The organism is Mycobacterium sp. (assembly GCF_040398885.1).
Classification (GTDB): Bacteria; Actinomycetota; Actinomycetes; order Mycobacteriales; family Mycobacteriaceae; genus Mycobacterium.
In genome coordinates this window covers 1-13,316 of record NZ_JBBATF010000086.1, presented here as the reverse complement: position 1 = coordinate 13,316, position 13,316 = coordinate 1, and the positions used below count along the sequence as shown (strand labels likewise).

13 protein-coding genes and 1 pseudogene are annotated in these 13,316 nt (G+C 69.5%); 9 read left to right on the top strand and 5 right to left on the bottom strand.

Annotated elements, in window-relative coordinates:
* The 4 genes and pseudogenes from ADBZ5U_RS09670 to ADBZ5U_RS09655 form a co-directional block, all read left to right on the top strand.
* Positions 1–335: pseudogene (locus tag ADBZ5U_RS09670) on the top strand (1-acyl-sn-glycerol-3-phosphate acyltransferase); the annotation flags it as partial.
* 17 nt (positions 336–352) lie between these two features.
* Positions 353–1,168 (top strand): Cof-type HAD-IIB family hydrolase, encoded by an 816-nt coding sequence (locus ADBZ5U_RS09665; protein WP_526264802.1) that lies wholly within the window; start codon positions 353–355, stop codon positions 1,166–1,168.
* Positions 1,169–1,246: 78 nt separating this feature from the next.
* On the top strand, positions 1,247–2,626 hold the full coding sequence (locus ADBZ5U_RS09660; RefSeq protein WP_526264800.1) for an MBL fold metallo-hydrolase: 1,380 nt from the start codon (positions 1,247–1,249) through the stop codon (positions 2,624–2,626).
* 18 nt (positions 2,627–2,644) lie between these two features.
* Complete coding sequence (locus ADBZ5U_RS09655) at positions 2,645–3,847, top strand: NAD(P)/FAD-dependent oxidoreductase (RefSeq protein WP_526264798.1); 1,203 nt, start codon at positions 2,645–2,647, stop codon at positions 3,845–3,847.
* Between the two features lie 10 nt (positions 3,848–3,857).
* Here ADBZ5U_RS09655 and ADBZ5U_RS09650 read toward each other — a convergent pair whose 3' ends face one another.
* A complete protein-coding gene (locus ADBZ5U_RS09650) occupies positions 3,858–4,115 on the bottom strand; it encodes an HPr family phosphocarrier protein (RefSeq protein WP_526264796.1) in 258 nt (85 codons plus the stop codon).
* A gap of 142 nt (positions 4,116–4,257) precedes the next feature.
* Between ADBZ5U_RS09650 and ptsP the strand changes: the two genes are divergently transcribed.
* A complete protein-coding gene (ptsP, locus tag ADBZ5U_RS09645; protein WP_526264794.1) occupies positions 4,258–5,946 on the top strand; it encodes a phosphoenolpyruvate--protein phosphotransferase in 1,689 nt (562 codons plus the stop codon).
* On the opposite strand, the gene ADBZ5U_RS09640 is transcribed toward ptsP, so the two are convergent.
* Positions 5,928–8,051 (bottom strand): FUSC family protein, encoded by a 2,124-nt coding sequence (locus ADBZ5U_RS09640; protein WP_526264792.1) that lies wholly within the window; start codon positions 8,049–8,051, stop codon positions 5,928–5,930. The genes ptsP and ADBZ5U_RS09640 overlap by 19 nt on opposite strands.
* A complete protein-coding gene (locus ADBZ5U_RS09635) occupies positions 8,048–8,620 on the bottom strand; it encodes a TetR/AcrR family transcriptional regulator (RefSeq protein WP_526264790.1) in 573 nt (190 codons plus the stop codon). Before ADBZ5U_RS09635 ends, ADBZ5U_RS09640 begins: the two co-directional genes overlap by 4 nt.
* Before the next feature lie 374 nt (positions 8,621–8,994).
* On the opposite strand from ADBZ5U_RS09635, the gene ADBZ5U_RS09630 reads away from it, so the two are divergent.
* The 4 genes from ADBZ5U_RS09630 (at position 8,995) to ADBZ5U_RS09615 (ending at position 11,991) form a co-directional block, all read left to right on the top strand.
* Positions 8,995–9,630 carry a TetR/AcrR family transcriptional regulator gene (locus tag ADBZ5U_RS09630; RefSeq protein ID WP_526264788.1) on the top strand — a complete coding sequence of 212 codons (636 nt, stop codon included), beginning with the start codon at positions 8,995–8,997 and terminating at the stop codon, positions 9,628–9,630.
* Between the two features lie 11 nt (positions 9,631–9,641).
* On the top strand, positions 9,642–10,577 hold the full coding sequence (locus ADBZ5U_RS09625; protein WP_526264786.1) for an SAM-dependent methyltransferase: 936 nt from the start codon (positions 9,642–9,644) through the stop codon (positions 10,575–10,577).
* Positions 10,578–10,638: 61 nt separating this feature from the next.
* Positions 10,639–11,499 (top strand): SDR family oxidoreductase, encoded by an 861-nt coding sequence (locus tag ADBZ5U_RS09620; protein ID WP_526264784.1) that lies wholly within the window; start codon positions 10,639–10,641, stop codon positions 11,497–11,499.
* Positions 11,500–11,511: 12 nt separating this feature from the next.
* Positions 11,512–11,991 carry a DUF456 family protein gene (locus ADBZ5U_RS09615; protein ID WP_526264782.1) on the top strand — a complete coding sequence of 160 codons (480 nt, stop codon included), beginning with the start codon at positions 11,512–11,514 and terminating at the stop codon, positions 11,989–11,991.
* A 34-nt stretch (positions 11,992–12,025) separates the two neighbouring features.
* Here the strand turns inward: ADBZ5U_RS09615 and ADBZ5U_RS09610 are convergent, their stop codons facing one another.
* Positions 12,026–12,835, bottom strand: coding sequence for a tyrosine-protein phosphatase (locus tag ADBZ5U_RS09610; RefSeq protein WP_526264779.1), 810 nt, complete (start codon positions 12,833–12,835; stop codon positions 12,026–12,028).
* Positions 12,832–13,316: acyl-CoA dehydrogenase family protein (locus tag ADBZ5U_RS09605; RefSeq protein WP_526264777.1), on the bottom strand; the 485-nt coding region annotated here is incomplete at its 5' end. The genes ADBZ5U_RS09610 and ADBZ5U_RS09605, both read right to left, overlap by 4 nt.

Below are 13,316 nucleotides of genomic sequence, written 5' to 3'. Positions count from 1 at the left end.
TCCCGCACGTCGTCTGGGGCGCCCAGCGCATCTGGACCAAGGACCATCCGAAGAAGATGTGGCGGCCCAAGGTGCCGATCTCCATCGCCGTCGGCGAACCCATCCAGCCGACCCTGCCGCCCACCGAACTGACCGCTCTGCTGCGCGCCCGGATGCAGGACCTTCTCGAGCAGGTTCAGGACGCCTACGGCGCCCATCCCGCAGGGGAGTTCTGGGTGCCGCACCGACTCGGGGGCGGGGCGCCGACGCCCGGGCAGGCCGCCGAACTGGAGGCCGCCGAACTGGCCGCCCGGGCCGCCCGGCGCCAGAAACAGTTGGGCAGCGGAACCACCTAGATGGCTGCGGAGCCCGCCTGATGCTGCCTGCGCTGATCGCCAGCGACGTCGACGGCACCCTGCTGGGCACCGATGAGCGGGTCAGTCCGCGGACCCGGGATGCGGTGCGCGCCGCGGTGGCCGGCGGGGCGCACTTCGTGCTGGCCACCGGCCGTCCGCCCCGGTGGATCCCGCCGGTGGCCGAGGCCCTCGGGTTCGGACCGATGTCGGTCTGCGCCAACGGTGCGGTGATCTACGACGCGGCGACGGATCGGGTGATCTCGGCTCGCACGCTGTCGGTGGACGTGCTGACCGAACTCGCCGAGATCGCCGCCCGGGTGGTGCCCGGCGTCGGGCTGGCCGCCGAGCGAATCGGCCGCACCGCGCACGACAGCGCCACCCCGCAGTTCGTGAGCGCGCCCGGCTACGAGCACGCCTGGCTCAACCCGGACAACACCGAGGTGTCCCAGCAGGACCTGCTGAGCGCACCGGCGGTGAAGCTGCTGGTGCGCAAACCCGGCATGCCGAGTTCGGATCTGGCCGCGGCGTTGAACCGGCATGTCGGCGTGCTCGGTGACATCACCTACTCGACCAACGACGGACTCGTCGAGATCAGCGCGATCGGGATCAGCAAGGCCATCGGCGTCGCGGAGGTGGCGCTGCCGCTGGAGATCAGCGCCGAGGACGTCGTGGCCTTCGGCGACATGCCCAACGATGTGCCGATGCTGCGCTGGGCCGGCCACGGTGTGGCGATGGGTAACGCCCATCCCGAGGCCATCGCCGCGGCCAACGAGGTCACCGCGCCCAACGACGACGACGGCCTGGCCAGAGTCCTCGAACGGTGGTGGCTCTAACCCCCGGCTTTCGGCGATCTCGTCGTCGCTGAGGGGACGTCTACCGCGCCCAAGCGTAAGGGGTATACCCTTGGGGGTATGAAGTTCAACCAGTATTACCTCGACTGCCTGTCGCACGCGTCGTACCTGATCGGCGACGAGACCACCGGCCGGGCCGTGGTCGTCGACCCGCAGCGCGACGTCGGCGAGTACATCGCCGACGCCGAGGAGTCGGGGATGACCATCGAGTTGGTCATCGAGACCCACTTCCACGCGGACTTCCTGTCCGGCCACCTGGAACTCGCGGAGGCCACCGGTGCGAAGATCGTCTACTCCTCGACGGCCAATCCGGAGTACGACTTCATGGCGGTGGAGGACGGCGAGCGGTACTCGCTGGGTGATGTGCAGTTGGAGTTCCGGCACACGCCCGGTCACACGCCGGAGTCGATGAGCATCCTGGTCTACGAGCACGCCGACGACACCGAACCCTATGGCGTGTTGACCGGTGACACGTTGTTCATCGGTGACGTCGGCCGGCCCGACCTGCTGGGCTCGATCGGGTTCACCAAGGAGGAACTGGCCGAAAGGCTCTACGACTCGCTGCACAACAAGCTCATGCCGCTTCCGGACTCCACCCGGGTGTACCCGGCCCACGGTGCGGGTTCGGCCTGCGGCAAGAACCTGTCCACCGAGTTGTGGTCGACGATGGGCGAACAGCGCACCACCAACTACGCGCTGCGTGCGTCCAGCAAGGAGAAGTTCGTCGAGTTGGTGACCGAGGGCCAGCCACCGCCGCCGGGTTACTTCGTCTACAACGCCATCCTCAACCGCAAGGGCCGCGAACTCCTCGACGAGTCGGAGATGCCCCGGGCCATGAGCTACGACGAGGTCCGCGAGGCGGTGCGCAACGGCGCCGTGCTCGTCGACGGCCGCGGTCCCGAGGAGTTCGCCCTCGGCCACCTCCGGGGCGCGGTCAACATCGGACTCGAGGGCCGCTACGCCGAGTTCGCCGGTTCGGTGGTCAAGCCCGACGACGACATCGTCCTGATGACCGACCCCGACCGGGAACTGGAGGGGAAGAACCGGTTGGGCCGCATCGGGTTCGATCGCGTGATCGGATACCTCGACGACCCGTTCGTGGTGATGTTGGCGAACCAGAGGGACGTCCAGGTCGCCTCCCGGCTCACCGCGGCCGCCCTCGGAGAGCGCATCGCCGACGTCCCGGAACTGCAACTGGTCGACGTCCGCAACCCGGGTGAGGCCGAGGCCGGAATGATCGGAGCGGCGGTGAACATCCCGGTGGGCCGGCTGCCGGATAGGCTGGGGGAGTTGGACCCGCGCAGGCCCACCGTCGTGTACTGCGCAGGCGGCTACCGGTCCTCGATGGCGGCCAGTCTCCTCCGCAAGAACGGATTCGAGGACGTGAGCGACCTGCTGGGCGGGTACAACGCATGGGACGATGCGACCCAGAACGCCTGAACACGAGAGAATAGAGCCATGGGTACCACCGGAAGACACAAGTTCCTGATCATCGGCGGCGGCACGGCCGGCATCACGGTGGCCGCACGTCTGCTGCGCAAGGGCCACACCGACGTCGCGGTGATCGAACCGTCGGACAAGCACTACTACCAGCCGATGTGGACGCTGGTGGGCGGCGGCCAGGCCAAGGCGTCGTCCACCGAGCGGGCCGAGGCCTCGGTGATGCCGAAGAAGGCCACCTGGATCCGCAAGGCGGCCAGTGGGATCGACCCGGACTCGAACACGGTGACGTGCGAGGACGGATCGACCTTCGACTACGACATCCTGGTGGTGTGCCCGGGCATCCAATTGGACTGGAACAAGACCGAAGGCCTGGAGTACGCGCTCGGCCGCGACGGGGTCTCGTCGAACTATCGGTTCGACCTGGCGCCGCGGACATGGGACCTCATCCGTGGAACCCGTTCGGGCTCGGCGGTGTTCATGATGCCGTCGGGTCCGATGAAATGCGCCGGGGCGCCGCAGAAGATCGCCTACCTGGCCAGCGACTACTGGCGCAGGCAGGGGGTGCTGAACAAGATCGACGTGCACCTGGTGGTGCCGACTCCCCGTGCCTTCGGCATCCCGGCGATCGCCGACAGCCTCGACAAGGTGATCGCCGGCTACGGCATCCACCTGCACACCGCTTCAGAGATCACCGCGATCGACGCCGACTCCCGCAAGGTCACGGTGAGTGCCGTCGCCCAGGGCGGAACCGACACCACGTTGTCCTTCGACATGCTGCACGCGGTGCCGAGGCAGTCTGCTCCGGACTGGATCAAGACCAGTCGGCTGTCGACCGGTGAGCCCACCGGCTACGTCGAGGTGGACAAGTTCACCATGCAGCACGTCCGCTACCCGAACGTGTTCGCCCTGGGGGATGCCGGTTCGACGCCGAACTCCAAGACCGGCGCGGCCATCCGCAAGCAGGCGCCCGTGGTGGTCGAGAACATCGAGGCCCACCTGACGGGCCGCCCGCTCACCGCGCGCTACGACGGCTACTCCTCCTGCCCGATCGTGACCTCCAGCCACGACATGCTGCTGGCGGAGTTCGACTACGACTTCAACCTCAAGCCGTCGTTCCCGGTCCTCGACCCGACCGCGCCGCACCGCCCGTACTGGTATCTGAAGAAGTACGGTCTGCCCTTCATGTACTGGAATCTGATGCTGAAGGGCCTGGCCTGAACCGCGGGTTTCAGGCGTCCAGGTCCTTCTCGACCAACTCGGCGATCCGGGCCAGCACGGTCTCGTCGTCAGAGGTGACGGTGACCTGAGATCCCATCGTCGTGCCCAGGGTCATGATCATCATCGTCGAACCGGCGTCCACCGGGTCGCCGCCGTCGAGCGAGAGCGTCACCGGCACGCCGGCTGCCACCACGGCCTCGGAGATGACGGCGGCCGGTCTCGCGTGCAGTCCCTGGGCCGAGCCGACGGTGACGGTCCTGCTGGCCATGAGGTCTCCTTCTGAGTGAGGTCGGGTTCGTCGTAATGGATTCTTACTCGATCCTGCGCGCCGGATCGGCGGTTTCGGCGCGGCCCGGGACGGCCGGGCCAATTCCGCCTGCCGGGGAACGCGTTTTGCTGTAATCCACTGCATGGGCTCCTCAGATCCGACTGCGACCTCCACCGTTCTGCAGGGCGTTCCGGTGGTTCCGGGAGTCCGGTTCGCAACGGTGATCCGCGCCAACCGGCTGCCGGCCGTTGATGAACTCGCCCCGGCCGCAGACGTGCCCGAGACCGACCGGCCCGCCGAGGTCGCCCGGTTCGACGCGGCCGCCGCGACGGTGGCGGGTCGGCTGCGTGAGCGGGCGGCGGCGGCGACCGGTCCGGCCGCGGAGGTGCTCATCGCCACCGCCCAGTTGGCCCAGGACCGGGCCTGGCTGGGTTCGGCGCAGAAGGCGATCAATGCCGGTAAGCCGGCGATCCGGGCCACCGCCGATGCGGCGGCGCAGTTCATCGAGATGTTCGCCAAGATGGGCGGGCTGATGGCGGAGCGGGTCACCGACCTCAAGGACATCCGGGACCGTGTCGTCGCCGAACTCGCCGGTCTGCCCGCACCGGGCGTGCCCGAGCCGATCGAGCCGTCGATCCTGTTCGCCGAGGATCTGGCCCCGGCCGACACCGCCGGCCTCGACCCGCACCGCGTCGTCGGCCTGGCCACCACGCTGGGCGGGCCCACCAGCCATACCGCGATCATCGCCCGCCAACTCGGCATCCCGTGTGTGGTGGCGGTGAAGGGCCTCGACGACGTGGCCGCCGGCGTGATGGTGCTCCTCGACGGCAGTCGTGGGACCGTCACGGTGGACCCCGACCGGGCGGTCGCATCGGCGGCGGTCGCCGCGGCCGACGTCGCTGCGGCGGCGATCGCGGGTTGGACCGGGCCCGGTGCGACGGCCGACGGACACCCGGTCTCGATCCTGGCCAACGTGGCCGACGGCAGCGCCGCGCGGGCGGCCCGGCAGGCGCCGGTCGAAGGCGTCGGCCTGTTCCGAACCGAGTTGTGCTTCCTCGACGCCGACACCGAACCGAGCGTCGACGAGCAGGCCGCGATCTACGCCGAGGTCCTCGAGGCGTTCCCCGGGCAGAAGGTGGTCATCCGCACCCTGGACGCCGGATCGGACAAGCCGCTGAAATTCGTCAACAGCCCCGAGGAGGAGAACCCCGCCCTGGGTGTGCGCGGGTTCCGCATCATCGACCTCGACGCCGACCTGGTGGCCCGGCAACTCGACGCGATCGCCGCGGCGGCCGAGCGCACCGGCACCGCGCCCTGGGTGATGGCGCCGATGATCGCCACCCCCGACGAGGCCCGGCGGTTCGCCACCCTTGCCCGCGAACGGAATCTGCACCCCGGCGTCATGATCGAGGTGCCGGCCGCGGCACTGCTGGCCGAGAGGATCCTCGAGCATGTCGAGTTCCTGTCCATCGGAACCAACGACCTGACCCAGTACACGATGGCGGCCGACCGGATGTCCTCGGGCCTGGCCACCCTCACCGACCCATGGCAGCCCGGCGTGATCACCCTGGTCGCCCGGACCGCCCGTGCGGGCCAGGCGACGGGCAAGCCGGTCGGGGTGTGCGGCGAGGCCGCCGCGGATCCCCTGCTGGCCTGTGTGCTCACCGGCCTGGGTGTGAGCTCACTGTCGGCGGCCGCGTCGGCGGTCACCCCGGTCGGCGCCAAATTGGCCTCGGTCACCCTGCAGCAGTGCCGGGACGCCGCCGAGGCGGTGCTCGGCACGGCAGGCCCGGCACAAGCCCGCGAGGCCGCTCAGGCGGTGCTGGGCTGATCCGCGGTCACGGTCTCCAGTTCGGCGATGTTGGCCGCGACGGTGACCAGCGGCAGTGCGGCGTCCTCGGCGCCGGGCGCCGCCGCCGCCTCGGTGCGCAGGGCGCGGACGAACTCATCGCTCATCGCCGGCGGAGACCCCGGTGCGTCGTGGTCCGGATTCTCGAGGCGGGCACACAACGCTGTGGTCCGCCGCTCCAACACCTCTCGGGTTCGGGGGTAGACCCCCGGCGGTGGCGGCACGATGTCGGCGATCAGATCCGCCGTGGTCCGCAGGCGCGGGATGCGGCTCGCGCCCTCCAGTTGCGCGGCGTCGACCGCGCCACCGGTCTCGGCGAGGTAGACCCGCGCGGCGTCGCCGTGGGTCCGGGCGGCGGTCAGTGCGGCGGCGCCCAGTCGGTTCACCGCCGCCTGGGTTTGCGTGGACGATCCACGGGTCACCCGGGTCACCGCCGCCGCGAGATACCGGGAGCAGGCGGCGACGGCCTCGTCGACTGCGCGCTGCACCGCCACCCGGGCGCCGCCCGGCCACAGCAGCACCGAGACCGCGAGGCCGACGAACGATCCCAGGACGACGTCCTCGATCCGGACCAGGCCGATCTGCCAGCCGGTCGGGCGCATTATGTTGAACACGATCAGCACCTGCATGGTGAACATGGCCTGACTGGCGGTGAACGAACCGACCGACTGGACGTAGGTCGACCCGAAGGTCGCCACCGGTAGCAACGTCCACAGCACCACCGGGTCGACGCCCACCGCCGCGATCAGCGCGGAGCCGATCACGAACCCGATTGCCGTGCCGGTGACCGTTCGCACCGCGGTGGTTCGGGTGCTCGACGCACTGCTGCGCAGCACCGAGAGCGCGCCGAGCACCACCCACAGCGCATTCTGTACGGGCAGCACCATCGTGACGACGACGGCCAGTGCCAGGGCCAGGCCGGTGCGCAGGCTGTTGATCACCGTGACGGAGCGGGTTCTCAGGTAACCGAACAGAGCCCGAAAAGCGTTGCGGCTGCTGTGAACCCGGTCGGCGATGCCCGTCGTCGGCAGCCCGCGCCCGAGCATCCTGTCGACCAGTGGGCGGGCGTCGATTGCCGTCGCGGTGGCGATGATGCTCCCGGTCAGTCCGATGGTGGCGCTCATGGTGCGTCGGTCCAGCAGGATGCGGCCGAGTTCCGCCGCGGCGTCGTCGTCAGGCTCGGCCAGGATGTCGTGGATGTCGTTGTCGTAGTGGGCGAATGCGATCTGGCGGTGAGCCGCGACCACGCTCGCCAGTTCAGCGGCCCCCGTCGCGCTGGGCGACGTCAAGGTCGCGGCGCTGCCCCGCAGCACCGCGACACCGGGACCGCCGATGTCGGCGAGCAGATGCCCGGTGCCGGAGTTCACCCGTTCGCTGAGCCACCCCAGGTTGGACACCACCCGGATCAGGCTGCGGCTGCCGGCCGTCATCGCCATCGGCCGGAACGCGCTGCTGAGGAAATCCGCGCGCAGCGCCGCCATCGCGTCCGGCACGCGCTCGGCGGCCCCGGGCACGCCTTCGATGAGGTCTGCAAGCGCGGCGCAGACCAGCGCCGCGTGATGACGGAGTTCGGTGGTGTAGCGGGGCGGGAACAGCAAAAGCGCGGCGGGGACGCAGATGGCCACGGCCAGAAGCCATCCCAGCAGCCGGTCGCCGAGCGGACCGGCCGGCACACAAACCGGCAGCAGGAAGGTCATCAGCGTGGCCCGCTGGCCGCCGGCGATCAAGTCGCTGAGCAACCCGAGAAAGCTCACCACCGCACCCACGGCGAAACACAGCGCGACCGCAAGCCATGGTTGCGGCGCGGCCCAAGTGCCGAGGGTTATCAGGATCGCTCCGTTGAGACCCAGACCGGCGTAGCCCATCGCGCGGTTGCCCGGCGAGCCGGGAAAGTCGGCCGCGACGAGCAGCGCGATGGACCCGACCAGGGCGAACAACGGGGCTTGCGTGTTCCCCGCCAACAGCTGGCCGACCGCCGCGGCGAGTGGGATGGCGATGGCGGCGCGCAACGCCCGGCGCAGGCCGTCACGGCCCGGATCCCGCGCCCGGAGGCGTTCGACGACGCGCCGAGAAAGCTTGGGCGTCATCGCCCTTGCGGCGCCGGCATGCCGGCCAGCCGACCGGCCTGCAGATCGTCGAGCATGGTCTTGCTGACCCATTCGAACAACCGCTGATCCCTGGGCAGCATGGCCTGCTCGTAACCGACGAACACGTACACCGACCATGCCGCGTAGCACTGCGCTTGACGCTCGTCGCCGACGATCTCCAGGGCGGCGTCGTAGAGGACCTCGTAGCGCTCCTGGTCGACCTCGCGCTGTACCGCCAGGACTTCCGGGTCCACCGAACTCCAGGACCGGATGGCGGACTCGGCGCTGTGCGGCAGGGACAGCGCGACCTCGATGATGGCCTCGATCCGCCGGCGGGGGTCGGATTGTGACCGCAACTCCTCGATCAGCCGGACGGTGCGGTCCTGCCGCCAGTAGGCGACCAGTTCCCGGGTGTAGGCGCCCCAGCCGCTGAAGTAGTGGTAGAAGGATCCGGTCGTCACTCCCAACCGGCTGCACACCTCGGCCAGCTTCAACCCGCCGAAACCGAGGCCGGCGAGTATTTCCAGACCGGTCTCGAAGTAGGACTCCCGGCCGGCGACGATGGGCATGAACAGACTTTAGGTGTGTCGGCTCCCCCGTTCGCGGCTAACCGGTCCTCATCAGGGTTCAGCCGACGGGAGAAAAAATCCCGGCGAATTTTTCGTAAACACCAGCAAACAATAAGTCGGTTTACGGCGGCGGCGTCAGTTCGGCCGATTCCCGGTGGTTGCCAGCTCGGATCGTCGACCCCACGAGACTGCGGCGGGGCTCACATCCGGCCGATCGGGCACCGCAATCATTATTTCGAGACGGTCATTTAGCAGTGTAAACGATGTCAGCATTGGTTTCTGGCAAATCGAATTCGCCCCGTCTTCCCCCGCCGGGGCGGGTGCCGTGAGCCCCGGAGGGCGGAAATTTTGTTTCCGTCTGGCACAATTGAGGGATGACGAGAACCGCGAGCCGAGGGCCGGGTAGGCCTCCTGCAGCGAAATCTGCTCAGACCCGTGGGCGGATTCTGCAAGCCGCCCGCGAGGTGTTCAGCGAGGTGGGCTATGACGCCGCCACCTTCCAGGAGATCGCGGCCCGGGCGGATCTGACGCGGCCCGCCATCAACCACTACTTCGCCAGCAAGCACCTGCTGTACCGGCACGTCGTCGAGCACACCAACGCCGCGGTGATCGCAAGCGGTCTTGAGAAGGCGGCCCTCGAGCACACCTTCACCGGCCGGATCAGCGCCTTCCTCGAGGCCGCCGTCTGGGCCAAGGACAACGACCGCGGCGCCGCGGCGTTCATGGTGACCTCGGTGCTGGAGTCCCAACGCCATCCGGAGTTGTCCCTGCACGACACCGACTCGCTGGAGCAGACCCGCCGGTTCGCCGCCGATGTCGTACGGGAGGGCGTCGCCAACGGCGAACTCCGGGCCGACGTCGATCCCGAAGCCGCCGCCGAGACGTTGGTCGCGGCGTTCTGGGGCCTGGGTTTCTACGCCGGCTTCGTCGGCGACCGGGTGCAGATGGGCACGGTCACCGCCCAGTTCATGAGACTGGTGGAAGACGGCGGCTGGCTGAACGGCGAGTAGCCTGGCAAGTCGTGAGCACACTGCGCAGCAACGACGACACCTGGGACATCGCCACCAGCGTCGGGGTGACGGCCGTCATGGTGGCAGCGGCGCGGGCGCGCGAGACCGACAACCCCGACCCGCTGATCCGCGACCCGTTCGCCCGGATTCTCGTCGAGGGCGCCGACATCGGGGCCTGGCGGGATTTCCTGGACCCGGCCATGCAGCAGCGGATCGCCACCGCCGACGCCGAGGCCGCCGCCGTCTTCGCGAACATGCTCGGCTACCAGGCTGTGCGGACGCACTTCTTCGACGCCTTCTTCACCGACGCCGCCGCCGCCGGGATCCGGCAGGTGGTGATTCTGGCCTCCGGACTGGATTCCCGGGCCTATCGGCTGGCCTGGCCGGACGGCACCGTGTTCTACGAGATCGACCAGCCGCAGGTGCTCGGATACAAGGCGGCCACACTTGCCCGGCACGGCGCGGCGCCGACCGCCGAGCGTCGCGAAGTGGCGATCGACCTGCGGCAGGACTGGCCGGCTGCCCTGAAGGCAAAGGGTTTCGACCCCGCCCGTCGCACTGCCTGGCTGGCCGAGGGACTGCTGATGTACCTGCCCGCCGAGGCCCAGGACCGGCTCTTCGAGCAGATCGGCGACCTCAGTGCGCCGGGCAGCCGCATCTCCGCCGAGGCGGTACGCCACCACGACGAGGAGCGCCGCGCCCAGATGAGGCAGCGCTGGGAGAAGACGGCCGACGAACTGGGCATCGAACGGACCGTCGACATCGCCGACCTCACCTACAACGACCCGCACCGGGCAGATGTCGCCGAATGGCTCAACGCCCACGGCTGGACGGCATCCGGGACGGAGTCCACCGACGAGATGCGCCGCCTCGACCGCTGGGTGGAGGTGCCCGACCAGGACCTGCGGGACGGGTTCTCCACCTTCGTCGTCGCCGAGCGGGCCTGAGGGGTCAGGCCGCCTGCCCGGGGGCCTGGTTACCATTTCCGCAACCAGAGAAAGGACCCCCATGCCCGGAGTGCAGGATCGAGTCATCGTCGTCACCGGCGCAGGCGGCGGCTTGGGCCGCGAGTACGCGCTGACACTGGCCAAAGAAGGTGCCAGCGTGGTCGTCAACGATCTCGGCGGTGCCCGGGACGGCTCGGGCGCCGGTCACTCGATGGCCGACCAGGTCGTCGGTGAGATCAAGGCCGCCGGCGGTCGCGCGGTCGCCAACTACGACAGCGTCGCGGACGCCGAAGGCGCGGCCGCGATCGTCAAGACCGCGCTCGACGAGTTCGGCAGGATCGACGGCATCGTGAGCAACGCCGGCATCCTCCGTGACGGCACTTTCCACAAGATGACCGACGAGGCCTGGGACTCGGTGCTCAAGGTCCACCTCTACGGCGGTTACAACGTCATCCGCGCCGCCTGGCCGCACTTCCGCGAGCAGAGCTACGGCCGCATCGTGGTGGCCACCTCGACCAGTGGGTTGTTCGGCAACTTCGGGCAGGCGAACTACGGCGCCGCCAAACTCGGCCTGGTCGGCCTGATCAACACGTTGGCCCAGGAGGGCGCGAAGTACGACATCAAGGCGAACGCCCTGGCGCCGATCGCGGCCACCCGGATGACCGAGGACATCCTTCCGCCGGAGGTGTTCAAGAAACTCACCCCCGAGTACGTCGCCCCGGTGCTGGCCTACCTGTGCACCGAGGAGGTGCCGGACACGGCCTCGGTGTTCATCGTCGGCGGCGGCAAGGTCCAGCGCGTGGCGCTGTTCCAGAACGCCGGCGTCACCTTCGAGCAGGTGCCCACCGTCGACGAGGTGGCCGCCCGGTGGTCGACGATCGACGATCTGTCCGCACCGGAGCCCGCAGCCTTCCGGCTGTAGTCGGTTCCGACTGTGACCACCGGCGGGCTGATCCTGGTCGCACTGGCGATCGCGGTCGGGCTGATGGGCATCCTGGTGCCGTTCCTGCCCGGCAGTCTGCTGGTGTGGGCGGCCATCGCGGTGTGGGCGTTCCTGGAGAGCACCACCACCGCCTGGGTGGTGCTCGGCGTGGCCACCGCGGTGCTCGGCGCCGGCACCCTGGTCAAGTACCTCTGGCCGGCCCGGCGGATGAAGGCGGCCGACGTCGGCGGGCGGACCCTGGCCACCGGAGCGGTGCTCGGTGTGATCGGGTTCTTCGTCGTCCCGGTGGCCGGCCTGCTGATCGGCTTCGTGCTGGGCGTCTACCTGGCCGAGTTCATCCAGCGCCGGGACCGGCGCCGGGCGTGGGCGTCGACGGTGCAGGCCATCAAGGGGGTGGCGCTGTCGGTGGGCGTGGAACTGGGGGCGGCGCTGCTGGCGACCGCGGCGTGGGTCGTGGGGGCGTTCGGCTGATCCGCAGCCCGGGTTGCCGACCTCCCGGACCGCCTCAACCCAGCAGTCGGGTCCGAAGCCGGGTCACGTCGTCCGCGCTCACGCCGGCCCCGGTCAGGTAGCCGGACAGTCCGCCGTGGGCCTCGTCGAGCACCCGCCGCGCACTGACCAGGTACTCCTCCCGCACGCCGAGCACCTCGTCGGTGAGCCGTGACTCGGCGAACGACAGCACCTCGTCGGTCATCCCCTCCCGGCTTCGCATCGCGGCCAGGATGGCCGCCCGCAGCGGACCGACCGCCTCGTTGCTGCGGAGGTAGTCGGCCAGGATGTCCTCGGCCGGCACCCCGGCGGCCTCGCACGCCACCGCCACGGCGAACCCGGTGCGGTCCTTGCCGGCGAAGCAGTGCACCAGAACCGGGCGTCCGTCGCCCAGCATGGTGATGATCTGCCGCACCGCCCGACGGGCCCCGCCGAGGGTGGGGAAGCGTTCATACTCTGCGGTCATCCACCGCCGGGCTGCGACGCCAGGCTCTTCCTCGGAGTACTCCGTCATCATCTTGTTCCAGCTGGACTCGTGCGGAGCCTCCTGCGGGGAGCCGTCGTGGTGGCGGGACACCTCCGGGAACGGAAGATTATGCACCGCAACGCCATTGGGTACCGCCCCGCCGCCGCGGCGCGCCACCTCGACCGGCGAGCGAAGATCGGCCACATCGGCGACACCGAGTTCGGCGAGCGCACGACGGCCCGCGTCGTCGAGATTGCTCAGTTCGCTGGAGCGGAACAGCCACCCCGGCAGCAACCCGGCCGTCTCGGCGACATCACGGAAATTCCATGCGCCGGAGAGCCTTTCGTGTGCTGCGTTCACCCTCGGGTCGCCGCCGCGGCCATCGGACCCGGCTCGCGGCCGAGTTCGGCCCTGGCGATGGTCCGGAAGTGCACCTCGTCGGGCCCGTCGAAGATCCGCATGGCGCGCTGCCACCCGTACATCCGGGCCAGTGGGAAGTCGTCGCTGACGCCGCCACCGCCGTGGATCTGGATGGCGCGGTCGATGACGTTGAGCGACATCTGCGGGGCCACCGACTTGATCTGGGACACCAGCGCGAACGCCGCCCGGTTGCCGTGCTGGTCGATGGTCCACGCCGCCTTCTCGCACAGCAGCCGGGCCTGGTCGATCTCGTTGCGGGACAACGCGATCGCGTGCTGTACCATGCCCTGCTCGGCCAGTGGCCTGCCGAAAGCGATGCGGGTGCGGGCGCGTTCGGTCATCAGCGCCAGGGCGCGTTCGGCCACCCCGATCGCGCGCATGCAGTGGTGGATGCGGCCCGGGCCGAGGCGGGCCTGGGCGA

Coding starts and splice junctions, on each gene's coding strand:
- ADBZ5U_RS09650 (WP_526264796.1), bottom strand. CDS start 4,115: ATGGCCAGCAGGACCGTCACCGTCGGCTCGGCCCAGGGACTGCACGCG.
- ADBZ5U_RS09620 (WP_526264784.1), top strand. CDS start 10,639: ATGCCCGGAGTGCAGGATCGAGTCATCGTCGTCACCGGCGCAGGCGGC.
- ptsP (WP_526264794.1), top strand. CDS start 4,258: ATGGGCTCCTCAGATCCGACTGCGACCTCCACCGTTCTGCAGGGCGTT.
- ADBZ5U_RS09635 (WP_526264790.1), bottom strand. CDS start 8,620: ATGCCCATCGTCGCCGGCCGGGAGTCCTACTTCGAGACCGGTCTGGAA.
- ADBZ5U_RS09655 (WP_526264798.1), top strand. CDS start 2,645: ATGGGTACCACCGGAAGACACAAGTTCCTGATCATCGGCGGCGGCACG.
- ADBZ5U_RS09630 (WP_526264788.1), top strand. CDS start 8,995: ATGACGAGAACCGCGAGCCGAGGGCCGGGTAGGCCTCCTGCAGCGAAA.
- ADBZ5U_RS09640 (WP_526264792.1), bottom strand. CDS start 8,051: ATGACGCCCAAGCTTTCTCGGCGCGTCGTCGAACGCCTCCGGGCGCGG.
- ADBZ5U_RS09660 (WP_526264800.1), top strand. CDS start 1,247: ATGAAGTTCAACCAGTATTACCTCGACTGCCTGTCGCACGCGTCGTAC.